The 24,576-nt window shown below is 68.6% G+C and carries 20 protein-coding genes and 1 pseudogene; 8 read left to right on the top strand and 13 right to left on the bottom strand.

The features are described 5' to 3' along the window. The 4 genes and pseudogenes from ABW16_RS27825 to ABW16_RS17750 form a co-directional block, all read right to left on the bottom strand. Positions 1-1,089, bottom strand: a pseudogene (locus ABW16_RS27825) (hypothetical protein); the annotation flags it as partial. Positions 1,090-1,155: 66 nt separating this feature from the next. Next, complete coding sequence (locus ABW16_RS17760; protein ID WP_047320498.1) at positions 1,156-2,025, bottom strand: SDR family NAD(P)-dependent oxidoreductase; 870 nt, start codon at positions 2,023-2,025, stop codon at positions 1,156-1,158. A 17-nt stretch (positions 2,026-2,042) separates the two neighbouring features. Beyond that, a complete protein-coding gene (locus tag ABW16_RS17755) occupies positions 2,043-3,209 on the bottom strand; it encodes an NDMA-dependent alcohol dehydrogenase (protein WP_047320497.1) in 1,167 nt (388 codons plus the stop codon). Positions 3,210-3,303: 94 nt separating this feature from the next. Further along, a complete protein-coding gene (locus ABW16_RS17750) occupies positions 3,304-3,480 on the bottom strand; it encodes a sigma factor-like helix-turn-helix DNA-binding protein (RefSeq protein WP_157864255.1) in 177 nt (58 codons plus the stop codon). Between the two features lie 135 nt (positions 3,481-3,615). On the opposite strand from ABW16_RS17750, the gene ABW16_RS17745 reads away from it, so the two are divergent. Continuing rightward, positions 3,616-6,285: a helix-turn-helix transcriptional regulator gene (locus tag ABW16_RS17745; RefSeq protein WP_052956965.1), complete on the top strand. Its 2,670-nt coding sequence runs from the start codon at positions 3,616-3,618 to the stop codon at positions 6,283-6,285. Between the two features lie 3 nt (positions 6,286-6,288). Here ABW16_RS17745 and fadD12 read toward each other — a convergent pair whose 3' ends face one another. Both fadD12 and ABW16_RS17735 read right to left on the bottom strand, forming a co-directional pair. After that, positions 6,289-7,923: an acyl-CoA ligase FadD12 gene (gene fadD12 / locus ABW16_RS17740; protein ID WP_047320495.1), complete on the bottom strand. Its 1,635-nt coding sequence runs from the start codon at positions 7,921-7,923 to the stop codon at positions 6,289-6,291. A gap of 5 nt (positions 7,924-7,928) precedes the next feature. Continuing rightward, positions 7,929-8,669 carry a 1-acyl-sn-glycerol-3-phosphate acyltransferase gene (locus tag ABW16_RS17735; RefSeq protein WP_230987676.1) on the bottom strand — a complete coding sequence of 247 codons (741 nt, stop codon included), beginning with the start codon at positions 8,667-8,669 and terminating at the stop codon, positions 7,929-7,931. Positions 8,670-8,858: 189 nt separating this feature from the next. Here ABW16_RS17735 and ABW16_RS17730 point away from each other — a divergent pair, with 189 nt between their 5' ends. The 4 genes from ABW16_RS17730 to ABW16_RS17715 are packed head-to-tail and all read left to right on the top strand — an operon-like array spanning position 8,859 to position 12,724. Continuing rightward, on the top strand, positions 8,859-9,689 hold the full coding sequence (locus tag ABW16_RS17730; protein WP_047320493.1) for an arylamine N-acetyltransferase family protein: 831 nt from the start codon (positions 8,859-8,861) through the stop codon (positions 9,687-9,689). Further along, entirely contained in the window at positions 9,689-10,315 is a 627-nt protein-coding gene (locus ABW16_RS17725) for a S1 family peptidase (RefSeq protein ID WP_047320492.1), read from the top strand. The genes ABW16_RS17730 and ABW16_RS17725 overlap by 1 nt, the downstream gene beginning before the upstream one ends. 60 nt (positions 10,316-10,375) lie before the next feature. After that, a complete protein-coding gene (locus ABW16_RS17720; protein WP_047320491.1) occupies positions 10,376-12,211 on the top strand; it encodes an acyl-CoA dehydrogenase in 1,836 nt (611 codons plus the stop codon). A gap of 15 nt (positions 12,212-12,226) precedes the next feature. After that, on the top strand, positions 12,227-12,724 hold the full coding sequence (locus ABW16_RS17715) for a hypothetical protein (protein ID WP_047320490.1): 498 nt from the start codon (positions 12,227-12,229) through the stop codon (positions 12,722-12,724). A 17-nt stretch (positions 12,725-12,741) separates the two neighbouring features. Here the strand turns inward: ABW16_RS17715 and ABW16_RS17710 are convergent, their stop codons facing one another. The 3 genes from ABW16_RS17710 to ABW16_RS17700 all read right to left on the bottom strand — a co-directional run bounded on the left by ABW16_RS17710 (position 12,742) and on the right by ABW16_RS17700 (position 15,875). Continuing rightward, positions 12,742-13,512: a hypothetical protein gene (locus ABW16_RS17710; protein ID WP_047320489.1), complete on the bottom strand. Its 771-nt coding sequence runs from the start codon at positions 13,510-13,512 to the stop codon at positions 12,742-12,744. A gap of 65 nt (positions 13,513-13,577) precedes the next feature. Next, a complete protein-coding gene (locus ABW16_RS17705; protein WP_047320488.1) occupies positions 13,578-15,050 on the bottom strand; it encodes an aldehyde dehydrogenase in 1,473 nt (490 codons plus the stop codon). 54 nt (positions 15,051-15,104) lie between these two features. After that, entirely contained in the window at positions 15,105-15,875 is a 771-nt protein-coding gene (locus tag ABW16_RS17700; RefSeq protein ID WP_047320487.1) for a class I SAM-dependent methyltransferase, read from the bottom strand. Between the two features lie 111 nt (positions 15,876-15,986). Here ABW16_RS17700 and ABW16_RS17695 point away from each other — a divergent pair, with 111 nt between their 5' ends. Continuing rightward, entirely contained in the window at positions 15,987-17,141 is a 1,155-nt protein-coding gene (locus ABW16_RS17695; protein WP_047320521.1) for a glycosyltransferase family 4 protein, read from the top strand. 12 nt (positions 17,142-17,153) lie between these two features. On the opposite strand, the gene ABW16_RS17690 is transcribed toward ABW16_RS17695, so the two are convergent. Then, a complete protein-coding gene (locus ABW16_RS17690) occupies positions 17,154-18,485 on the bottom strand; it encodes an amidase (RefSeq protein ID WP_327083218.1) in 1,332 nt (443 codons plus the stop codon). 108 nt (positions 18,486-18,593) lie between these two features. Between ABW16_RS17690 and ABW16_RS17685 the strand changes: the two genes are divergently transcribed. Further along, the gene (locus tag ABW16_RS17685) at positions 18,594-19,019 is read left to right on the top strand and encodes a thiol-disulfide oxidoreductase DCC family protein (protein ID WP_047320486.1); all 426 of its coding nucleotides are present in this window, start codon (positions 18,594-18,596) and stop codon (positions 19,017-19,019) included. On the opposite strand, the gene ABW16_RS17680 is transcribed toward ABW16_RS17685, so the two are convergent. Together ABW16_RS17680 and ABW16_RS17675 are read right to left on the bottom strand one after the other, a co-directional pair. Continuing rightward, complete coding sequence (locus ABW16_RS17680) at positions 19,016-20,719, bottom strand: membrane protein (protein WP_047320485.1); 1,704 nt, start codon at positions 20,717-20,719, stop codon at positions 19,016-19,018. The two genes, ABW16_RS17685 and ABW16_RS17680, sit on opposite strands and share 4 nt — an antisense overlap. A 7-nt stretch (positions 20,720-20,726) precedes the next feature. Beyond that, positions 20,727-21,995, bottom strand: a complete 1,269-nt coding sequence (locus tag ABW16_RS17675) for a PorA family protein (protein ID WP_157864254.1) — start codon at positions 21,993-21,995, stop codon at positions 20,727-20,729. A 104-nt stretch (positions 21,996-22,099) separates the two neighbouring features. Between ABW16_RS17675 and ABW16_RS17670 the strand changes: the two genes are divergently transcribed. Continuing rightward, entirely contained in the window at positions 22,100-23,290 is a 1,191-nt protein-coding gene (locus tag ABW16_RS17670; protein ID WP_047320518.1) for an acyltransferase family protein, read from the top strand. Here ABW16_RS17670 and ABW16_RS17665 read toward each other — a convergent pair. Then, entirely contained in the window at positions 23,227-24,555 is a 1,329-nt protein-coding gene (locus ABW16_RS17665) for an oxygenase MpaB family protein (RefSeq protein ID WP_047320484.1), read from the bottom strand. The genes ABW16_RS17670 and ABW16_RS17665 overlap by 64 nt on opposite strands. Positions 24,556-24,576: the final 21 nt, after the last annotated feature.

The following is a 24,576-nucleotide window of genomic DNA, read 5'->3' as shown; positions in this document are numbered from 1 at the left end:
GGCGCCACCGTTCACCCCTGCGCCGCCGTCACCGCCGTCCCCGCCGTGACCGCCAAGAGCGACCGGGTTCGTGCCGGCGGTGGCCGCCCCGGAGCCCCCATCGCCGCCGGCGCCGCCGGCCGCGCCGGTGGCACCGTCGCCCCCGTCCCCGCCGCGTCCGCCCGAGGCGACACCGTTGACGCCCTGCGCCGAACCGCCGCCGCCGCCCGCTCCGCCGGTTTGTGCGCCGGTACCGGTGACGACACCGTTACCGCCGTCCCCGCCCGCACCGCCCAGCGGGCCGAACACGTCGGCGCCGTTTCGACCGGCCGTGGCCGCGCCGTTCTGCGGGGGGTTGACTCCAGCGGCACCTGCGCTGCCATCCCCGCCCGCTCCGCCGGCCCCACCGTTGCCGAACAGCACGGCGGCACCGCCGTCGCCGCCATTGCCGCCGTGGTCGCCACCGGCCCCGCCGGCGCCACCGTCACCCAGCCACCACCCGCCGGTACCGCCGTCTCCGCCGGTCGCACCGTCGGCGCCCGCACCGCCCGCGCCGCCCCAGCCGAACAATCCGGCATCGCCGCCCGCCCCGCCGACGCCGCCGTTGAGGCCGGTCACCCCCGTCGCGCCGGCGCCACCGTCGCCGAACCAGAACCCGCCATCGTGCAGGTCGCCGAACAGACCCGAGCTGCCGAGGATCGACGTGTTGTCGACCGCCTCTGCCACACCGTTGCCGATGAGATCTCGCCCGAACAACTCGACGAAGGGCTGGTTGATCATGTCCAGGAACGCCGCGTTGGCCGGATCGGTGATGAAGGCTTGTTCCATGTCATGCAGCGGTATATCGACGTACTGCGTGAACAGCTGCACCACTGTGGCGTCGAAGTCAGCTGTCGCGGCGGCGTCGCCGGCCACATCCCCGGCCGGATTCAAGAACGGGTCGAGAATCCAGTCGAAGAGGTCGGCGTCGGCGTCGGCGTCCGGTGGGAAGACGACCGGGGCCAGCAGGAACGCGCCGCCGACCGCACCCCAACTCAACACTCGAGTCGTGCGGCGTGCTGTGGCTGCGGCGGAGCGGCTATTCCGCACAGTGCGGTTGCGACGGTCCATGGGATGCCTCCTCTGCAGACAGTGGGAGCTTTTGTGCAAATCGATCAGATCGACAGACGTCGGCCATCATCCGAATGGTTGAGATCCGGCGGGCTCCGCAGGGGGACCGTCGTGACCTGGCGTACACGCGGGCCAGTCGCAGCCGGTCAGCGCAGCGGACAGATCCCACAGCTGCTGTGCCATCGCGGGATCAGATGCCTTGCGGTGCAGGGCCGTTGCCTTGGGTCTGCCCCACTGGTTGAAGCGCGGCGCCAGATAGCTTCCGCTGGGCAGCGTGGTGGTGACGGCTTCGATGCTGGCACGTGCCGCATCCGCCGGGCTCTGCAGATGGAATTTCACAACCTTGTGCTCGCCGAGCCAGTGCATCACCCCGGTGGTGTCGCGGGTGATGTCGGTGTCGGCAGATCCCGGGTCGGTGGCGTAGGCGCGTATTCCCCGGCGGGCCAGCTCGGAGACGAACAGCATGTTCGCCAGCTTCGACTGCGCGTAGGCGCCCCACTTGCGGTATTTGCGTCGCCGCCAGTGCAGGTCGTCGAGATCGATATGACCGACCGCGTACACCGCGCTGCTCACCGAGATCACCCGGTCGGTGATCTTCTCGGCGAGCAGGCAGGTCAACGCGAAGTGACCGAGGTGGTTGGTGCCGATGTGTGCCTCGAAACCGTCACGGGTGTAGGTGAGCGGCAGCCCGAATACGCCGGCGTTGTTGATGAGAACGTCCACCGTGTCCACCGAGTCGGCGAACCGGCGCACGCTGGCCAGATCGGCCAGATCGAGCTGAGCAACCGTGACGTCGCCGGTCATCTCGGCGGCGGCCCGGCGGGCCTTGTCCAGCGTCCGGCAGGCGATCGTCACGTGGTAGCCGGCGCCGGCCAGTATCGATGCGGTCGCTTTGCCGACGCCGCTGTTGCCGCCGGTGACGATGACGCGGGCCATGGCGAACCTCCGAGTGCTCACGACGCGAATTCGATGACGCCGCGGATGTTTCGGCCCTCGTGCAGATCGGTGATCGCCTCGTTGATCTGGTCGAGTCGGTAGCGGCGCGTCACCAGTTCGTCGAGTTTGAGGGCGCCGGACTGATACAGCGACAGCAGCATCGGGATGCTGGTGCGCGGATTCATGCCGCCGAAGAGCATGCCTTTGAGTTGTTTGGCGAAGTTGACCATGTCCAGCAGCGACAGCGGCACCGTCAGTTCGTTCATCGGGGTGATCCCGGTGAGTAGGCACGTGCCGCCCTTACGGGTCAGCATCATCGCTGTCGGTATCAGGTCGGTGTGAACGACCCCGGCGGTCAGCACGACCCGGTCGGCCATCACGCCGGCGGTGATATCGCGCACCAACCCGATCGCCTCCTCGGCCGAGGGACTGGTATGGGTGGCGCCGAAGACCTTCGCTGAATCACGCTTGAACTCCACCGGATCCACACCGACGACGTACTTGGCGCCCGCGGCTCGCGCGCCCTGTACGGCGTTGACGCCGACCCCGCCGGTGCCGATCACCACCACGGTGTCACCCACTTGCGTGCCGACCGCGGTAGTCCCAGAACCCCAGCCTGTGCTCACTCCGCAGGAAACCAGGGCTGCGGCCGTCAACGAGATCGAGTCGTCGATCCGGACCACGGACTTCTCGGAGACGACCGCGTACTCGGCGAAGGTACCCAGCTGTGTCATCGCGTACAGGTCTTCGTCACCGAGGTGGCGCCGACATGTCCCGTCGGTGGGCATCTCCTTCTGCGACAGGCTGGAACCAGCATCACAGAGATAGCTCTGCCCGCTGACGCACCACCTGCACTGGCCGCAGGCGGGGATGAACGACATCGCGACGTGATCACCGGGTTTGACGCCGGTGACGCCCGGGCCGACCTGCTCGACCACCCCGGCGCCCTCGTGCCCACCGACGAGCGGAAACTGGTTCGGCACCGGTGCCCCGCCGGCGCGCATCAGCTCGGCGAGCTCCGGCGTCGGCACCAGGTCGCCGGTGGCGAAGTGATCATCGGAATGGCAGATGCCCGCCACCGCCATCCGCACCAACACCTCGCCGTTGCGGGGCGGGTCCAGGTCGACCTCGCAGATCTCCCAGTCCGCACCGACGCCACGTAGTACTGCCGCCAGACACCTCATTGCCTGCTCCTCGCTGTCGGATGCCGACAGTGTCGGGCCACCGGGTTGGGGCCGGTACGAGTAATCGACTACCTCATTTCTTCTTAGGTGTCCTTTAGTCGGGGGTCTGCCCCAAACGTCGCAGTTTTGCCTCGGCGAGTCGGAGGATGGTGTCGACTCCCTCGGGGTGGATACGGAGGCACTCGGCGATCGCGTCGTGAGACATGCCCGACGCCTGCAGCTGCAGTGCGGTCCGGTACGACACGGGCAACTGGTCAACCAGCTCGCTCACGGATTCTGATTCGTCGGCGTCCACACCGGCAGCATCGCTTGAGCCGGTGCCGGCCGTTGGAGTAGCCGACCACTCGTTTTGTCCGTAAAACCCACGTCAACCACGCGGAACACCACGTACATTCACCGACATGTTGTGGCGGATCCGCATGCTGCGGGGTGGCGGCTGACATCCGGGGCATCGCGGTGGCCGCTGACCGGCCGCGAGGATGAACTTCGGCTGCTGACCGAGGCGCTGAACGCCGACGGTGAGGGGTATATCGGTGCTGCCATTCTCGGGTCGGCGGGCGTGGGGAAGAGCCGGCTGGCCACCGAGGCGGCGTCCGTTGCCCGCGCTTCGGGCGCGACGGTGCGCTGGGCCGTAGGCACGCAGAGCACCCAGGCGATCCCGCTGGCCGCGTTTGCTGAGTGGGCCGGCGGAACCGGTGACGCCCCTTCGGTGCACGTGATCGGCGAGGTCATCGATGCCTTGACGGCGGTGCCTTCGGGACCGGTCGTGGTGGTGATCGATGACGCCCAGTTCCTGGATGCACTGTCAGCATTGGTGGTTCATCAACTGGTGCTGCGGCGTGCGGCGCACGTGATGATCACCGTCCGCAGTGGATCGGAAGTCCCCGACCTGGTGACCGCCTTGTGGAAGGACAGAAGGCTGCTGTTGATGGAGCTTCAGCCGCTGTCGCGCCGTGAATCGGACCTGCTGCTGGAATCCGCGTTGGACGGGCCTGTCGATGCCGGCTGCGCGCAACGGATGTGGGAGCTCACCTGCGGAAACGTGCTGTACCTGCGGCATCTGGTGGAGCAGGAGTGTGCGGCGGGACGGTTGGCCGCTCGAGATGAGCGGTGGTTCTGGACGGGTTCGCCGGCCGCATCGGCGAGCTTGCTGGCGCTGATCACCTCGCACGTAGGGTCAGTCCCCGAGGCGGTGCTCGACGTCGTGGATCTCGTCGCGGTGTCCGAGCCGGTGGATGCCAACGTGCTTTCCGTGTTGGCAGACAGCGATGCGATGGAACAGGCCGAGCGACGGGGACTGATCACCATGACCGCGCCGGGGGAACGCACCGTGCGTATCGGCCACCCCCTCTACGGCGAGATCCGCCGCAACCAGTGCGGGCCCCTCCGGATGCGCCGCTTGCGAGGCCGAGTCGCCCGGGCGTTGATCGACAGCACCGATTCCGACGTCGACGCCCTCATCCGGGCCGGTGTGCTCTGGGCCGAATCCGATCTGCCCCCGAATCCGGACCTGTCGCTGCGGGCCGCGGCTGCCGCGTTTCAGCGACTCGACCTGCCGCTGGTGGAACGGCTGGTGCAACCGGCCCGGCAGCACGGCCTGGTGCAAGCGCACATCCTCTACGCCTACGTCCTGAACCTGATGAGCCGAGCCGAAGAGGCCGAGGCGATCTTTGGCGCCGTCGATCTCGCAGCGCTGGAGGAAGATCAGCGCTGCAACGTGATGACGGTCCGGGCCGCCAACTGCCTGTGGCCCATGTCGAAACCGGAGCTGTCCTGGCGGCTCGTCGACGAGGCATTGAGCCAGCACCCGCAGAATCGGTCTGTCCAACAGACCCTGCAGGCAGTGCGCTCCATACAGTTGGCGTCGGCGGCGCGTCCCCGGGAAGCCATCGCGGCCGCGCGGACGGTGGACTTGCCGCGTCTTCCCGCGGTGGCCGGCCTGGTTGCGGTCTGGGCGCTGGTCATCGCGCTCGGCGACATCGGCAGGATCGCCGAGGCGACGCGGGCCGCGGCTACCGGCTACGCGCTGGCCGCCACCTCGCCCGAAGCGACATACCCGGGCGTGGGGCTGGCCGATCACCATGTCACCGCGCTACTGGTCGCGGGCCGCATCCGCGAAGCGCAGGCAACCGCCGCGGAGACGCGGCGGCGTTGTGCCGACATGCCCGGAATCGCGAGCACGGTGGCGACCGCGATCAGTGGCCTGGCCGCGCTGGGCGAGGGCGACCTTCGCGCCGCCCAGCAGCAGATGACCACCGCGAACGCGATCTTCGCCGAGCTGGGCGAACCGTCGACGCTGTGCTACCGCTTCTCGATAGTCACCGTGGAGGTGTTCGCCCGGTTGGGCGAGTTGGACGCCGCAACCGCCGCACTGGCCACTATGACCCGGCTCAAGCATCCGGCTTTCGCCTACCTTGAACCGGATCGCCTACTTGCCACCGCATGGGTCGCCGCCGCGCGAGGCGCCGTCTCACCCGCCATCGCTGCCGCGTTCCAAGCCGCCGAGTACGCGCGCGATCACGAGCAATGGGCACGTGAAGTCCTGTGCCTGCAGACCGCTTGTCAATTCGGTGACAAGCGTTCGGCGGCGAGGCTGGCGGAGCTGAACCACCTCGTAGAAGGACCGCGCGCCGACGCGGCGGCAGTACTGGCCGCCGCAGTCGCGGCGGGCGACGGTGACATGTTCGGCGAGGCGTCCGATCGGTTCGAGCAAATGGGCGACATGTTGTGCGCCGCCGACGCATCCGCGCACGCTGCTCTGGCGTACCGGAATCGGGGACACCGCGGGTCGGCTCTCACTGCCGCGGGAAGGGCGCAACGGTTGGCCCGAGACAGCGGCGGCGCGGTCAGCCCGGTGTTGCGCCGAGTCGTGCAACCACTGCCGCTCACCGATCGCGAGCGCGAGATAATCTCGCTTGTTTCGCAAGGCCTTTCGAACCGGCAGATTGCGGAGGTGCTCAGCGTGTCGACCCGTACCGTCGAAGGCCACCTGTACCGGGCGACAGCGCGCACCGGCGTCGGAAGCCGAGCACAACTGGCGGCGCTGCTGGGCGAGTTCAGCGCACCCTCCGCCTGAAAATCAGTCGCTCGCCGCCAGCGCCTGCAGTTCCCGGCGCAGTACCTTTCCGGTGTTGTTGCGCGGCAACGCATCCAGGATTGTGATGTCGCGAGGAACCTTGTATCCGGCCAAGTTGTCCCGGACATGCTGCTTCAGCTCGTCGGGGGTGGCCGCAGCGCCGGGTGCCAACACCACGAAGGCCACCAGGCGCTGTCCGTAGTCGGCGTCGTCGACACCGATCACGGCGGCCTCGGCGACCGCGGCATGGTTGGTCAGCGCCTTCTCCGTCTCGATCGGGTAGACGTTCTCACCCCCGGAGACGATCATCTCGTCGTCCCGTCCGACCACGAAAAGCCTTCCGGTGCCGTCGAAGTAGCCCAGGTCGCCGGACGCCATGAAACCATCGTGGAACAGCTTCGAGTCACCGCCCGTGTAGCCGTCGAACTGCGAGGAGTTTCGGACGAAGATCTGCCCGGTCGCCCCGGCCGGAACCTCGGCCAAATCAGCGTCCAGGATCCGGATCTCGGTTCCCGGCGCCGGGCGGCCGGCGGTGTCGGGGGAGTAGCGCAGGTCTTCCGGAGTCGCCAGCGCGATCATGCCGGCCTCGGTTGCGTTGTAGTTGTTGTAGACCACGTCGCCGAACGCGTCCATGAACGCCGTCACCACGTCGGGGCGCATCCGTGAACCGGAGGCTGTCGCGAACCGCAGTGACGCGCAAGGGTATTGGTTCCGGACTTCGTCGGGAAGCGCCATGATCCGGTCGAACATGACCGGCACCACGCACAGTCCGGCCGCCTGGTTCGACTCGATCAGCGCCAGGGTGGTTTCGGGGTCGAACTTGCGCCGGGTGGCGATCGTGCAGGCCATGGTCAGCGCCAGCGCCAGCTGGGAGAAACCCCAGGCGTGGAACATCGGCGCGGCGATGACCACGGTTTCCTCGGTGTGCCAGGGAATCCGGTCGAAAATGGCTTGTAGGTCCGCGATTCCGCCCCCACCGCGGCCGGAGCGTCGTGCGCCTTTGGGGGTGCCGGTGGTTCCGGAGGTGAGCATCACCAGCTTGCCGCTCCGAGACGCCTTGGCCGGTCGGCGTCCGGCGTTGGCGTCGATCAACTCGTCTGCGGTCAGGCCGGGGACCTCGTTGTCGGTCCAGCTCACCACCCGCGTGCACCCCGAGTCGGCCGGCACCGCCAGATCCACTGCCGCGGTGAACTCTTCGTCGTAGAAGATCAGGTCGACACCTTCACGGGCGACGACCTCGGCCAACGCCGGCCCGGCGAAGCTGGTGTTGAGCAACAGCACGTCGGCGCCGATCCGGTTCGCGGCCGCCAGCGCCTCGATGAAGCCGCGATGGTTACGGCACATCAGGGCGATCGCCCGGGGTGTCCGGCCGGGCAGTCGTTGCAGGGCGGCGGCCAGCGCGTTACAGCGCCGGTCGAGTTCGGCGTAGGTGCAGGTGCCGTGTTCGTCGATGATTGCCGCGCGGTCGCCGCACCGCTGGGCCGCCATGGCGATCCCAGTGGTGGTGGTGCCGCCCTCAGCGGCCGCCGCGGCCGCGATCCGCAGGTATTTGTCCGGGCGCATGGGCGCCAACAGGCCGGCCCGGCTGAAGGTCACCAGCATCGAGCCGGCCCGATTGAGCGAGTCGAACAGGCCCATGCCGCTCAGCCCAGGATCGGCAGACGGCGTTCGCGGGCGAGCTTGTCCAGCGCCTCCTGCATGACGGTGCGCACGTGCGCGTCGACGACGTCGATGTCGGGGTCCTCGCCGAACTCCGCGATGATGTCGATCGGTTCGCACACCTGCATGACGATCTTGGTGGGCAGTGGCAGGTTGACCGGCAACACCGCGGAAAGGCCGAACGGGAAGCCGAACGAGATCGGCAGAATCTTGACCCGCATCAGCTTGTCCAGCCGCAGGGCCTTGGCCAGCCCGGTGCCGCGGGACAGGTAGAACTGGCTTTCCTGTCCACCGATCCCGACTGTCGGCACGATCGGCACACCTGCGTTGATCGCGGCGCGGATGTAGCCCTTGCGGCCGCCGAAGTCGATCTTGTTCTCTTCCAGCGTCGGCCGGTAGACGTCGTAGTCACCGCCCGGGAAGACCACCACCACGCCGCCGGAGCGCAGGGCCTCGTCGGCGTTGGCGTGGTTGGCGGGGATGAACCCGGTCTTGCGGAAGAAGTCAGCGGTGAAACCGGTGAAGATCAGGTCGTGGCTGAGCGTGTAGACGGGACGGTCGTAGCCGAAGGTGTCGTAGAAGCCGGTGGCGAACACCGGGACGTCCATCGCGAACAGGCCGCCGGAATGGTTCGACACCACCAGGGCGCCGCCCTTCGGGAACGACTCCAAGCCTCGCACCTCGGCACGGTGGTAGCCCTTGATGAACGGTCGTAGCAGGCCCATCACCCGTTCGGTCAGACCCGGGTCCCACTTTGTAATGGGCCGTGGAAGGTCGTCCGACCAGTCGTTGTCCGGCGTGTCCACCGCGGCCCCCTCAATTGAAACGTGTTCTAGTTTTGCCCATGTTACCGGCTTGGACCCGGTGCTGGATACCATCAGCGCACTGTTCCGAGTAGCCGAGGGGAGCTCCGCATCGACCTGCAGGGTTACTTCGACCGCATCGGCTATCGCGGTGGCACCGAGCCGACGCTTCAGACGCTCGGCTCCCTGGTGTCCGCGCACGTCCGCCACATTCCGTTCGAGAATCTCGACCCCCTGATGGGGGTGCCGGTGATCGATCTCGGCTCGGCGGCACTGGCGGCCAAGCTGGTGGCGCGCCGCCGCGGCGGCTACTGCTACGAGCACAACAACCTGATGCGAGAGGTGCTGTGTGAGCTCGGATTCGGAGCCGACCGGCTGGCCGGGCGGGTGGTGTGGATGAGCCCGCAGGGACTCGACGGGCCGCCGCATCCTCAGACCCATCAGGCCTTGGCGGTGACGATTCCGGGGTCGGACCAGCAATATCTCGTCGACGTGGGCTTCGGCGGACAGACGCCGACGGCACCGATCCCGATGGTCCCCGGCGATATTCAACAGACCTCCCACGAGCCGTTCCGGCTGCGTGAGCGCGGGAGCGACGCGGACGAGTACGTGTTGGAGACGCTGATCGGCGAGCGTTGGCGGCCGCTGTACATCCTGGGACTTCAGCCACGGCCGCTGATCGACATGCAGGTGGGCAGTTGGTACGTGTCCACCTACCCCGAGTCGAACTTTGTCATCGGCCTCAGTGCGGCGCTGGTGACCGACGACGCCCGCTGGAACCTGCGCGGTCGCAACCTCGCCGTCCACGCCGGCGGCGGCACCGAGCGGATCCGGTTCGACGACGCCGCACAGGTGTGCACGGCTCTGACCGACCGCTTCGGCATCGATCTGGCCGGCCTGGGCGACGTCGAGGCCAAAGTGGCGACGGTGCTGGACACCTGATGGTCAGGATCGCGTGGGCGGGCGTGATGGCGGCCGCGGGACTGGCGTTCGCCGGCATCGCGTCGGCCGGGCCGATGCCGGGCATCGAGTTGCTGGACGACAGCAGCAGCTGCACAGCGGGCTTCGTCACCCAGAACGACCACGGCGACTACTACCTGCTGACCAGCGGCCACTGCGACTCGCACGACGGATCGCAGTGGACCGATGTCTTCGAGACACCCCTGGGCCGGATCACTGCGAGTGAGAACAACGGCGAAGACCGGGACGCCGCGATCATCCGGCTCGACCCGGCCGCCGGCCGGCCCAATGGCAAAGTCGCTGGCCGCTACCCGGTGGCCAACGTGCTGACCGCTGATCAGATTCACGTCGGCATGACCATCTGCAAGACCGGTGCCCAGACCGGTGAGACCTGCGGTCCGGTCAGCGCCATCATCGGCAACCTGGTGGAGACCGATGTGTACAGCACCATCGGCGACAGCGGCAGTCCCGGCTACGTGGTCAACCCGGACGGCACCGTCAGTGCGGTCGGTCTGCTGATGGGCGGACCGGTGGATGACGACTACTCCACCGACTTCGTCCTGCTGGATCCCTTCCTGCGCCAGTGGGGATTGCACGTGGTGCGTTAGGGTGCGCTGAAACGTCGCGATTCCGGCGACCTGTGCATGGTTCAGGTGCATGCTGGACCTATGGGTCACTACAAGAGCAATGTCCGCGACCTGGAATTCAATCTGTTCGAGCTGCTGGGCCTGGAGCAATGCCTGGCCGACGGCGCATTCGGAGATCTCGACGGCGACACCGTGCGCCAGATGCTGGCCGAGGCCGCCCGGCTGGCCGAGGGGCCGGTAGCCGAGTCGTTCGCCGCCAGTGACCGCCATCCGCCGGTGTTCGACCCGGCCACTCACCACGTGACGCTGCCGGAGCCCTTCAAGGAGTCGTTGCGGGCCTGGAAGGAGGGCGAGTGGTTTCGGATCGGCCTGGTAGAGGAGGTCGGCGGGGTGCCGGCCCCGGCGATGGTGTCCTGGGCGATCAACGAACTGGCGCTGGGCGCCAATCCCGCGGTGTTCATCTTCATGGCCGGGCCGATCTTCGCCAACATCCTCTACGGGCTGGGTAACGAGCAGCAGCGGCACTGGGCTTCCATGGCGATCGAGCGAAACTGGGCCGCCACCATGGTGCTCACCGAACCCGACGCCGGCTCTGACGTCGGCGCGGGCCGCACCAAGGCCATCGAGCAGCCCGACGGCAGCTGGCACATCGACGGCGTCAAGCGGTTCATCACCAACGGCGACACCGACGACATGTTCGAGAACATCATGCATATGACCCTGGCCCGCCCCGAGGGCGCCGGGCCGGGGACCAAGGGACTCAGCCTGTTCCTAGTCCCCAAGTTCCTGCCGGACCCCGAGACCGGGGAGCCAGGCGAGCGCAACGGGGTGTTCGTCACCGGGCTGGAACACAAGATGGGGCTGAAGGTTTCAACCACCTGCGAGCTGACGTTCGGCCAGCACGGCATTCCGGCGAAAGGATGGCTGGTCGGCGACACCCGCAACGGTATCGCGCAGATGTTCCACGTCATTGAGTATGCGCGAATGATGGTGGGAACCAAGGCGATTGCCACCCTGTCCACCGGCTACCTGAATGCGCTGGAGTACGCCAAGACCCGCATTCAGGGGGCCGACCTGACCCAGATGACCGACAAGACGGCGCCGCGGGTGACCATCATCCACCACCCGGATGTGCGGCGCGCCCTGATGATGCAGAAGGTCTACGCCGAGGGAATGCGGGCGCTGTACCTCTACACCGCGGCCCACCAGAACCCCGAAGTGGCCGTGCAGGTATCGGGTGCCGACGCCGAGATGGCCGACCGGGTCAACGACCTGCTGCTTCCGATCGTGAAGGGCGTCGGCTCGGAACGGGCCTACCAGTACCTCACCGAATCGCTGCAGACGTTCGGCGGCTCGGGCTTCCTGCAGGACTATCCGATCGAGCAGTACATCCGTGACGCCAAGATCGATTCGCTCTATGAGGGCACCACCGCAATTCAGGCGCAGGACTTCTTCTTTCGCAAGATTGCCCGCGACCGCGGTGTGGCGCTGGGGCATCTGGTGGCCCAGATAGAGGAATTCCTCGACAGCGCCGACGGTCATCCGGAGCTGGCCGATTCCCGCAAGCTGCTGGCCGCCGCGCTCGACGATGCGCGGGCGATGGTGGCCGCCATGACCGGATACATGTTCGGGTCGCAACAGGAGGCTCGGGAGCTCTATCGGGTGGGCTTGGGGTCGGTGCGGTTCCTGCTGGCCGTCGGCGACCTGGTGATCGGCTGGCTGCTGCTACGTCAGGCCGAGATCGCGCTGGGTGCGCTGGATCAAGGCGCCACCGGCGACGATCAGCATTTCTACCGCGGCAAGGTGTCCGCGGCAAAGTTCTTCGCGGCCAACGTGTTACCCCGGCTCGGTGCGGATCGGCGGATCGTGGAAAGTGAAGACCTCGCGGTGATGGATCTCTCCGAGGACGCGTTCTAGCGAAGGCGCCTCGCCGTGCACACCCATACCCGGAAATACCGGCTACCCGATCAGGGCTATGCGATCGTCCGGTGGGCCCACGAGCTGGCCAAGGGGCGCGGGGCCGTGGTGGTCGAGCCTGATGTCGAACAAATCCGTCGCCCCGACGGCGCACTGACTTTCGTCGACGCCGCACCGTTCAAGACTGTGCCGGACGGGCCGCTGTCGGTGTTGCGCGAACTGCTCGACCTGGAAGCCCTGGAGTTGCGCGCCTGGAGCAGGCGCGGGTTCGCCAGGTTTCACAAGCGCGCTGCGGCCAAACAGGCCGAGCGGATCTGCCGGGAACAGGGCAGCGACGCCGCCGTCGACTGGGTGCTGGCCAACGCCACCACCGATCCGGTGGATCTCGATGAGCTCCGGGACCGGCTCGGGGCGCGGCTGTACACCGCCGGCGCGCGCGACGAAGACTTCTACCGCACCCGGGTGGGGCGCTGCATCGAGCATCGCCGCCGGCAGCGGTTGTTCCGGAGCTGAGCCGCGCCGTCTCCGACTCAGCTGCGCCGTTGCCGAACCTTGTAGGTGGACGGCCACGACACCCGGGTGTCGTCGCCCGACAGCGGTGTTCCCTTGGTGCCGACGGTGACGTTGTAGGCCTCTTCGCCGGGGCCGACTTCACGGTTGGCGTGTTCGGTGGCCAGGTAGTACAGCTGGTCGATCTCCAGGTCGACGAAGGCGACGAAGCTCGTCTTGCGCACCGCGTCGCCGAAGCCGGCGGTCATGCGATCCGACAGGATGCGCGAGGCGATCACCGCCGCGGCCAGGATCCCGAACGGAATGACCCAGTAGCACAGGTAGATCAGCGGACAACGGGTGTTGTGCAGCGCGGCATGGGTCAGGGCGATCGGCGGGATCACCGCCGAGGCGAGCATCGCCGTCAAAGCGCCTAGCCACGTCCACGTCACCCGATTCACGACGGGACCGACCAGCTCGGATTGCGCCACCGCTGCCGGCAGATCCGCCTTGACGACGGCTTCCACCACGGGTCTGCCCAGCGCCATGCCGGCGAGCAGCGTCGCCAACAGTCCGGCGAAACTCAGCGCCAGGACCCAGCGCTGCGCCCCGGTGAACGCCAGCGGCAGTACCGCCAGCACCGCGAACGTCGCAACGGCTCCGATGCCCAGCAGGCGTGCCGGCGACTCGCGGCTGCTCACCCAAACAGCGCACGCAACAACCAGCGCCACCGCCGCGGCGATCACTGGCGGCGTATTTCCCGCCAGCACCCAGTACACCGCCCAGGGTGCAAACCACAGCAGCACGCCCACGCACGGCAGTATAGGGGCTTACCGTTGCAGCAACGGCAAGGTGAGCCGATCCGGGCGATGCCCGATCAGGCGTCCAGTGTGTAACCCATCGGCATCAGCACGCTCTTCTGCTGGGTGAAGTGCTCCACGCCCTCTTTGCCGTTCTCCCGGCCGATACCGGAGTTCTTGTAGCCACCGAACGGGCAGCACGGGTCGAAGGCGTACCAGTTGATTCCGTAGGTCCCGGTCCGGATCTTCTTGGCGATCTCGATCCCGCGCGGCACGTCCGAGGTCCACACGCTGCCGGCCAGCCCGTACATCGAGTCGTTGGCGATCGCGACCGCGTCGTCCTCGGTGTCGTAGGCGATGATCGACAGCACCGGCCCGAAGATCTCCTCCTGGGCGATCGTCATGGAGTTGTCCACGTCGGCGAACACGGTGGGCTCGACGAAGAAGCCGGAGTCCAGACCCTCGGGCCGGCCGCCGCCGCAGACCAGCCGGGCGCCTTCCTCGATGCCCTTGGCGATGTAGCCCTCGACCCGCTCGCGCTGCTTCTCGCTGATCAGCGCACCGATCTGGGCGCCCGGGTCATCCGGCAGGCCCACCGGCAGCGCGGTGACGAAGTTCTTGACGGCCTCGACGATCTCGTCGTAGCGCGAGCGTGGGGCCAGGATGCGGGTCTGGGCGACACAGGCCTGACCGGTGTTCATGATCCCGGAGAACACCAGCATGGGGATCGCCGACGCCAGGTCGACGTCTTCGAGCACGATGGACGCCGACTTGCCGCCGAGTTCCAGCGTGCACGGCTTGAGCAGGTCCGCGGCGCGCTTGCCGATCTCCTTGCCGACGGCCGAGCTGCCGGTGAAGGAGAAGATGTCCACGCCCGGGTTGGAGGTCAGCGCCTGGCCGGTCTCGGCGCCGCCCGGCACCACCGACAGCACGCCCTCCGGCAAGCCTGCGTCGGCGAAGGTCTGCGCCAGCAGGTTCGCGCTGAACGGCGTCTCGGCGGCAGGCTTGAGCACCACCGTGCAGCCGGCCAGCAGGGCCGGACCCAGCTTGTTGACCGCCAGGAACAGCGGCACGTTCCACGCCACGATCGCACCGACCACGCCGATCGGTTCGCGGCGCACGATCGTCTGGCCGTAGGCGCCGGTGCGGACCTCTTCCCAGCTGACCTCGTCGACGGCGGGGCCGGCGAAGAAGTTCAGCGCCCCGATGGAGCTCATCCAGTGCATGGTTTCGACGCCCAGCGGGGGCTGGCCGGTCTCGGCGCCCAGCAGCCGGGTGAACTGGTCCTTGCGCTCTTCCATGAGCTTGATCGCGGCGGCGATCACCGCGGCCCGCTCGGCCGGCGGGGTCGACGGCCAGGGCCCGGAGTCAAACGCGGTGCGCGCGGCGGCCACCGCCGCATCCACATCGGCCTTGGCAGCCAGCGGCACCTTGCCGACATACTCGCCGGTCGCCGGGTTGTGAACCTCGATCACCCGATCGGTGGACGGAGCGGTCCACTTGCCGCCGATGAAGAGGGTGTCGTATTCGGTGATGCTGGAGTCGGTCATGGGCGCCACCCTACCTAGCCGGCGGGCGGATTAGAACACGTTGCAGTCAATCCATCAGCCCGGTTGTAGCACCAGCACCAGATTGCTCACACCGAACTCGCGAATGCCCGGCACCTTCGTCATCGACCACGCCCATCGCGGGTGATAACGGGGAAAAGCCGCGACCAGGGCGCCGGTGTGACGGGCCCAGTCCAGGCCCTCGGCGGCCGACACTGCGAACAATGACGAGCCGTAGTTGTTCTTCGGCGGGTGGCCGTGCCGGCGGGTGTAGCGCGCGGCGGCGCGCCGGCCGCCCAGATAGTGCGTCAGCCCCATCTCGTGGCCGCCGAACGGACCCAGCCACACCGTGTAGGACAGCACCGCCAGCCCGCCGGGCCGGGTGACCCGCAGCATCTCGTTGCCCAGCTGCCAGGGCCGCGGCACGTGCTCGGCGACGTTGGACGACAGGCAGATGTCCACGCTCGCGTCGGCGAACGGCAGGGCCATCCCGGAGGCCCGCACGAAGCTGCCCGTCGCGTCCGAGGGCCGGGCCGCATGCATCGCGTGGACTTCGCCGGGGTCGGGTTCCACACCGATATAGCGCAGCCCGGCGTCGGCGAACGCGGTGGCGAAGTAGCCCGGCCCGCCACCGACGTCGAGCAGGGTCCTGCCGGCCGGATCGTCGCCGCACACCCCCCGCCACAGCTCGATGACCATGGCGGCGGTGTCGTCGGCCAGCGCACCGTAGAACCGGGCCGGCGCGGTCTGCTCATAGCGGAACTGGGACAGCAGGCGCACCGAACGGGCCAGCGTCGCGCGTCGCGCGAACTTCTCGGTGGCAGCCACCGAGCCAGCCTAGATCTCGGCCAACGTGACGGTGGCCGCACGCCGGGGGCCGAACGTGCAGCTGGCTTCACGCTCGGCGGGGTGGGGAACCGGCCGACTACCCTGGTCGGCGTGTCTGCTGTCCGCTCGGTCCTGCTGCTGTGCTGGCGTGACACCGGGCATCCGCAGGGCGGCGGCAGCGAGACCTACCTGCAGCGGATCGGCGCCGAGCTGGCCGCCGCCGGCGTGGCGGTGACGCTGCGCACCGCCCGTTACCCGGGCGCGCCCAAACACGAGGTCGTCGACGGGGTGCACATCAACCGGCGCGGCGGGCCCTACACCGTGTACCTATGGGCGGGGGCGGCCATGGTGGCGGCCCGGTTCGGCCTCGGCCAGCTGCGGCGGGTGCGGCCCGACGCGGTGATCGACACCCAGAACGGGTTGCCGTTCCTGGCCCGGCTCGCCTACGGGCGGCGGGTCGCGGTGCTGGTGCACCACTGCCACCGCGAGCAGTGGCCGGTGGCCGGGCCGGTGCTGAGCCGGATCGGCTGGCTGGTGGAGTCGAGGCTGTCGCCGTGGCTGAACCGGCGCAACCAATACCTGACGGTGTCATTGCCCTCGGTGCGCGACCTGATCGAGCTCGGAGTGGGCCCCGAGCGCATCGCGGTGGTGCGCAACGGCCTCGATGAGGCACCACCGGCGACGCTGACGCACCCTCGCTCGCCGACACCGCGGGTGGTGGTGCTGTCCCGCCTGGTGCCGCATAAACAGATCGAGGACGCGCTGGACGCGGTTGCGGCACTGCGCGCCCGGGTGCCCGGTCTGCACCTCGATGTCATCGGTGGCGGTTGGTGGAGCGACCGGCTGGTGGAGCACGCCGCGGAGCTGGGGATCACCGGCGCGGTCACCTTCCACGGCCACGTCGACGAGGTCACCAAGCACGAACTGGTGCACCAGGCTTGGGTACACGTGTTGCCGTCCCGCAAGGAGGGCTGGGGCTTGGCCGTCATCGAGGCGGGCCAGCACGGCGTGCCGACCATCGGCTACCGGGCCTCCGGCGGGCTGTCCGACTCGATCGTCGACGGGGTCACCGGGATATTGGTCGATGACCGCGACGAGCTGGTCGAGCAACTCCATCAGTTGCTGGCGGACGCGGTGCTGCGCGAGCAGCTCGGCGCCAAGGCGCAGGCCCGCAGCGCCGAATTCTCCTGGCGGCAAAGCGCCGAGGGCTTGCATACCGTGCTGGCGGCCGTCCGCGAACGTCGCTATGTCAGCGGCGTGGTCTGAGCAGCCGGCTCCCTACGCAGTGCGCGGCCAGGGTTGGAGCTGCTGGATTTGAGCGGCAAGGCCCAGCAAGGTCCGCTCCGACCCGGGTTTGCCGACCAACTGCACGCCGACCGGCAGGCCGCGGCGATCGAGTCCGGCCGGCACGTTCATCGCGGGCCAACCGATCATGTTCCACGGTGCCGCGAACGGGGCGTAGCGAGCGTTGGCGACCAGCGAGGTGAGCCAGCCCCGTTCGGCCCAACGCCGTGATCTGATCGGCGGTTGAGCCAGCGTCGGCGTGACCAAGACGTCGGTGTCGGCGAAGAAGTCGAACGCGCGTTCCCGCCACACCTCGCGGCCCCGGGGGCTCGAAAGTCTCCGCTTCTCGACGGCGTCTCCGATCCACACGTGGATGCGGTTGCGGCGCTCCAACAAGGAGACGTTCGTCGAGGCGTGTGCATCGGCCGCAGCTCCCGCCGTCCACAACGCCAGCGCGGTCGTGCTCATCAGCGTGGCCGGGTAACGCGGGGTCGCGGACCGAATGAGGTGGCTACCGCGAAGAAGATCGGCAGTCCGATGGACCGCCTCGGCCCAACCGCGTGCCACCGGCGTCGCGGGACTGGGGGCCGACGTCGACACGGCGATCCGCAGAGTGGGCGGCTGGATCAGCGTCGCGGCATCGGGGTCGTCGGCCATGACCGAGAACATCAGCGCGGCATCGTCGACCGTGGTCGCGAGCGGTCCGTTCTCCGACATCCCTCCCCAGGATGTGTGCGCCTCGCCGACCGGCACCACGCCGCGACCAGGCTTGAGGCCAACCAACCCGCAGCATGCGGCCGGGATCCGAATCGAGCCCATGCCGTCGTTCCCGTGGGCGAGGGGCACCGCTCCGGATGCGACCGCGGCCGCAGATCCCCCGGACGAGCCACCCGGCGTCCGCTCCGGATTCCAGGGATTGCGGGTGACGCCGAAGGCCGAATCGGTTGCGCCCCAGATGCAGAGCTCAGGCACGCGCGTCAGCCCGACGATCACGGCCCCTGCCGCGCGGAGTCGACGAACGACCTCGTGGTCGGTTGGTTGAGGCGCCGCGCTGGTGGCCGGCGAGCCGTCCCGCATCGGTTCCCCGGCTACCGCGATGTTGTCCTTGATGGCAATCGGAACGCCCGCCAACGGAAGCGACCCGCGATCGTCGCGGGCATCGATCGCGTCCGCCTCAGCCAGTGCAGCGTCGTTGCGGATCACCTGCCACGCGTTGAAGGCCGGCTGGGTTTGCTCGATCCGGTGCAGCGCTTGCTGTGTGGCGGCTCGGGCCGTCAGCATGCCGCTCTGAACTGCGGCCGCAATCTCGGTCGCGGTGAACTCCACGTCGAGACTTTATCGCCTGGCAGTCCTCCGTCGACGTCAGCTTCCTACCGGGTAGCGCACTGCTCCATACTGGACAACGAGGTTGTGCAGACACGTGGAGGTGCACCGGTGAGCGACGACCACTCAGCTCCCGTCCTGCTCTACGACGGCGTCTGCGGAATCTGCAATCGGTCGGTGCAGAGCATTCTGCGGTTCGACCGGCGCGGCACCCTGCGATTCGCGGCACTGGAAAGTGACTTCGCTCGCGCGATCATCGAGCGCCATCCGGAGCTGCGGGATGTTGACTCGATGGTCTTCGTGGCGAACCCCGGCCGGCCCGACGAGCACATCGATGTTCGATCGGCGGCGGCGCTGCGGGTGCTGAGTTATCTGGGTGGCCCCTTCCGGCTGCTGCTCGCGGCCCGCATCATCCCGGCAGGACTGCGTGACTGGCTCTACGACCGCTTCGCCGCCGTGCGTTATCGGTTGGGCGGTCGGCACGACACCTGCCCGATCCCGGGGCCCGGGGTGCGCGCCCGCTTCCTGGACGCCTAACGCACGGCCTTGCATCGTCGGATCGACGGCGCCGCCAGACCTCCAGCGCCCACGACCAGCATGGCCAGCCACGCCAGGTGGGCAACCATCGCGGCCCGGCGCGACCCGGCCGAAGCCTTCGGCGCGCGGCCGCCGACCCGGTAGAGAGTCAGGTCGGGATCTCGGTAGGTGACGGGCAGCCGGGTCAGAGTTTTTGTTGCAGAACCTATTTCGCCGTCTACATCAGATTCCTTGACCACCCAGCCCACACCTTTGACGCCGAGGGTGGCCGGCTCAGCCCCGGACAACAGCGCCTCCTGCACCTCGCGGGCGTGAGTCCCCTCCCCGGGCACCGCCTGCCCGCCGACGGTCAGGTCGCCGGTGGTGAGCACCTCGGCGCGCACCCACCGGGGCAGCGGATCGAGCACCGGCGCCGGCCCCGCCCAGGGGAAGTGACGCATGGCGTCGGCCGGCAGCACGGCCACCGGGCGCGGGTCGGCGTTGATCTTGGCCGCCACCGCCGCCCAGCCGGGCGGGTAGTGCACCGGCGTGACCCGCCCGGCCACTCCGGCGGCCAGGTCGGGTAGCACGACGATCAGCGCGACGCAGCACACCAGCGCCGCACGCGCGGGCGGCAACCGGTCCCGCAACCCCACGACCGCCCCGGCGCCGGCCAGCAAGTAGCCCGGCACCGCCAGGGCCACCCACTTCTGCCCGTCGCGCAGCACCCCGAGCCCAGGTGCGATCTCCGTCGCCCAGCGCAGCAGCGCGAGCCCCGGCCCGGTAGCCAACAGGGTGAACGCCAGCACCGTCGAGCCCGCCAGGATCAGCAGCGGACGCACCGCAGGCAGGTCTCGCACCGACGCCCATCCCAGCCCCAGCACCCCGAGGAACACCGCCGTCGCCAGGAGCGCAAACACGGTTCGGCGCGAACCGGGTACCGCCTCGGCGTTCCAGATCCCGCCGAGCCCGGCGAGGCTGCCCAGGGTGCCCAGGCCCGGCTCGGCGCGGGCCGCGAATGCCGTCACCCCGGCCGATTCGCCCTGTGCGGATCCCGGGCTCAGCACCACCGCCATCAGCCAAGGCAGCGCGGCGGTCGCTGCGATCGCCACCGCGCTCGCCGCGCACCACCATCGCGGCGGCCCGGATCCGGGCGCCGCGACACACACCAGTGCCACCACCGCCGCCAGCAGCAGCCCGGTGGGGGTCAAGCCGGCCAGCGCCAGAAAGAACACCAGGCCGAACAGCCGCATGGACCCGGTTGCGCCGGCGCGCAACCCCAGCATCGCCGCCGCCACCCACGGCAGGCAGCCGTACCCGACCAGCAGGCTCCAATGCCCCTGCAGCAGCCGCTCGGCCACATAGGGATTCCAGATCGCCACGGTGATCGCCACCAGCTGACCGGGCAGCCCGGCCTCCGGCAGCACGATCGCCACCAGTCGTGCCGCACCGCATCCGGCCAGCCACAGCCCCGCGAACAGCAGCGCCTTGACCACGGTGCCGCCGTCGATCAGCCGCGATGCCAGTGCCACCGCGAAGTCCTGCGGCACCGCTCGCGGCGATGCCTCACCGAGCCCGAGGGCGGTCTCGGTCAGATAGGACCGCGGCGTCGAAACCGCGTCTCGCAACAGCAGATAACCCGGACGCAGCAACGGCGCCAGGATGAGCAGCGTCAGCCCGAGTGCATAGCACGGCGCGATCGCGCGCCTGGCTCGCACCACGGGGAAACTACGGCTGGTCGGGAGCCGAATCCGGGGTGCCGCGCTCCGGGGGGCTCGGCTCTGGGGGCCCCGACGGGCGGTCCAGCTGGGGACGTTGGGTCGGCAGCTTCTCGGTCTCGGCCTCGGCTCCGGAAGGCTGCTCGGTCGTCGGCGCCTTGGGCGCGAACCCACCGAAGAACCCACCGTCGGAACCGTCCCGGCCCCGCCGCCCCAACGCGGCCTCGGCCGGCAGGCTGAACCAGCCGGCCAGGACGCCGCCGATCAAGCAGATCAACCCCGCTGCGGTGAAGGTGATCGGCAGCACCCGGGACCACAGCGCCACCCGGTCGCGCTCGTTGCGGGCCGCATTGACCTGCGCTTCGATGGTCTCCTCGGAGCTGGTCACCGTGTAGTCGGCCAGTGCGATCTCCGGCTTGAGCGGGTCCCGGGCGTAGTAGTGGTTGGCGTGCACCTTCGACTTGACGATGGTGCCCGAGACGGGGTCGACCCACATCGTGCGCTGCGCCGCGTAGTACCGCGTCATCGTGACGTTCTCGTCGGGGTCGGCGCCTTCGATGTTCCAGAGCCGGGCGGGCGCGGTGATCTCACCGTCTTCGTCGTGGCCGTACAGCGACGGGTAACGCACCGGCTCGGCCAGGCTGCCGTCGCCGTCGTAGCCGACGTTCTGGACGAACCGGTAGGTGGTCAGCCCGTTGACGTCGTCCTCCCCCTCGTAGTTGGCTTCGTAGGCCTTCTGCGCGATCGGGTCGAAGTACTGGTAGGACTGCTTCTTGGTGTCGAAGGGGAACCGGTAGGACAGTCCCTCGTGCGGCAGGGCGATGTTGGTGGGCGGGCTTTCGTCCTCAAAGTTGCGCGGTCGCTGCACCGAGCCACCCGGGTGGGTGTCGTCCGAAATCGCCTCGGCGGTCGTGCGATTCAGGGTGACGGTGTCGACGATGGCCAGCAGCAGCCCGGTGTCCTTCTGCCGGTCCGCGCGCCGCAGCGACGAGCCGACCTGCAGGGTCACCACGTCGGCATTGGCGGGCGACTCGACTCCGATCTGTTGCTGGGACACCAGCGGCACGTCCTGGTCGACGACGGCGTGCTCACTGCCCAGGGACTCCGGGTCCAACGCGGCGCCGCTGCCGTTGCCGATCAGCGTGACATCGATGTCGAGCGGGATCTTGGCGATCTTTCCCGCGGTGTAGGTGGACAGCAACAGTGCCGCGACCATCAGGGCGGCGCCGAGGCCCATGACTGCGCATGCCGCGATACGCATCATGATTGCTCGGTTCACGTCGCCGCATCCTCCTTTTGACCCGGTACCCAAATTTGTTTGACCCTAACAGCAGCGGATGCAACAGCTACTGTGTGTCCATCGATGCCTCGGTCGGAAATCAGATGAGCCAGCAGGTAGGCGGCGTGCGCAGCTTCCTGCCCGCCGTCGAGGGCATGCGTGCCTGTGCGGCCATCGGGGTGGTGATCACGCACGTCGCGTTTCAGACCGGGCACTCGTCGGGGATCAGCGGCCGGCTGTGGGGTCGTTTCGACATGGCCGTCGCGGTGTTCTTCGCGCTGAGCGGATTTTTGCTGTGGCGCGGCCACGCGGCGGCCGCGCGCGGGCTGCGTCGAGAGCCGCCGACCGGGCACTATCTGCGGTCACGCGTGGTGCGGATCATGCCGGCCTACCTGGTGTCGGTGGTGGTGATCCTGGCGTTGCTGCCCGACGCCGGGGGCGCCAGTCTGGTGGTGTGGCTGGCCAACCTCACGATGACGCAGATCTATGTGCCGCTGACCCTGACACCGGGCCTCACCCAGATGTGGAGCCTGGCCGTGGAGGTCAGCTTCTACGTCGCCCTGCCCCTGCTGGCGCTGGCGGCGCGGCGGTTGCCGGTGCGCGCCCGGATACCGGCGATCGCGGGCATGGCGCTGCTCAGCCTGGGATGGGGCTTTCTGCCCATCCACACGCCCTACGGGGTGAACCCGTTGAACTGGGCGCCGGCCTACGGCTGCTGGTTCGGGGCGGGCATGCTGCTGGCGGAGTGGGTGCACAGCCCGGTCGGCTGGGTGCACCGGCTGGCCCGTCGGCGGCTGCCGATGGCGCTGCTGACGCTGGTGGCGTTCTTGGTGGCGGCGTCGCCGCTGGCCGGTCCGGAGGGGCTGACCTCGGCCACCGTCGGGCAGTTCATCGTGCGCACCGCGATGGGTGGTGTCTTGGCGTGGGCGCTGTTGGCGCCGTTGGTGCTCGACCGGCCTGACACACCGCACCGGTTCTTGGCCAGCGCGCCGATGGTGACCTTGGGCCGCTGGTCCTACGGGATCTTCATCTGGCACCTGGCCGCCCTCGACATGGTGTTCCCGGTGATCGGCCGGTTCGCGTTCACCGGGGACATGGCGGTGGTGCTGGCGCTGACGATGGTGTTCACCGTCGCCATCGCCGCGGTCAGCTATGCCCTGGTGGAACAGCCGTGCCGCGAGAAGCTACGGGGCTGGGAGACACGGCACCGAGCGGGGCGCCCCGATGCCCCTCAGGCGGCTTTGCCCGACGGGGTGTACTCGGCGACGTCGCTGGTGAATTCGGGCGTGCCGTAGGCCTTCAGCCGCCGCTTGAGCAGCCGTAGCACGTAGGCTCCTGTCAGCCGGCGCAGGCCGGGGGTGCGCACAGCGCGTTGCACCACCAGCAGGCGGCCGGCCACGAACGGAGCCGTGAGGGCGATCCGGGCATAGTCGCCCGCGCTGAGCGTGACGCTCATCTTCGCGGCCACGTCCCGTTTACCACCGCAGAACGTCTTAACGAAAAACGCTTTGCTGTAACTCTTCTCGACAGCGTCGGCGATGCGCTCGCGAAGGGTGTCCTCCTGCCGCAGGTAGGCGGCCATGGTCGAGCGGACCAGCTCCCCACAGGTGGAGTCGTCGAAGTCGTCGCGCAGCAGCGCGGCGCGGGCACTGAACACTCGGATGATTTCGTCGGGTGTGGTCGGCAAAAGCTCCTCGGGCAGGCCGAGTAGCACGCAGCGGTAGCGGGTGAACTCGACCTGGGCGCGCTCACTTGGCGTGAACTCGGTGCGTTTGTGGCGGCGGGCGTCCATCGCCAGCACGAAGAGGTTGATCATCCCGGCCGGCATCTGGTCGATCTGCGGAATCGGCAGCCCGTAGATGTCGACGTCCCATTTCGGCGATCGCTTGAGCGCGTTGAAACGGACCATCGAGTGCATGAGCCGCACCATGGCTGCCGCCTCGAAGCCCGGGCCGTACCGGTCCAGTGCGCCGGGCAGGGTGGTGACGGCGAAGAAACTGGTGGTCTCGTTGACCCGCCCGGCGGCGCGCTTCCCTGACAGGGCGCCGGTCAGTGCCATCGGCAGCGCGGCGTAGGTGTTGAGGAAGGTCGCGATGAACGCGCCGCGGACGACGAACGGCGCCAACAGCGCCATCGGGAGTCGGGAGTGCTCGGCGCCCTGTCGGACCAGGTCCATGTCCAGCCAGTCCGGCGTGGCCTCCATGTCGGCGATGAAGGCGGCCAGCTCGGGCGGCGCGTCGGGCACCGCGCCGATGCCCTGCCGACAAGCCTGCTTGAGCATGCCGATCAGGGAGCTGACGCTGTACTGGCCCATCAGTGCGGCGTAGGAGTCCGACACCACATCACCCAGCCAGGTGGCCGTCGTGATCAGCTCGACGGCGGCATCGTCGGCCAGCAACTTGGCCCGGGTAGCCGGATTGCCTGGCAGAGACGAGACGTCGTCGGGGGAGAGCGCTGTGCGGTAGGGCTGCACGTCGAAGTTCAAATCCCCGTAGAGCTCCGGCAACAGCTCGGCCTGACGGCGCACGCGCTGGTGCAGCTCGGGGTAGTGCGTGGGCATCGATGACCTCCGGTAACAAGC

The sequence above is a fragment of the Mycolicibacter heraklionensis genome (genome assembly GCF_001021505.1).
GTDB lineage: Bacteria > Actinomycetota > Actinomycetes > Mycobacteriales > Mycobacteriaceae > Mycobacterium > Mycobacterium heraklionense.
This window is presented reverse-complemented; position numbering and strand designations above follow the sequence as displayed.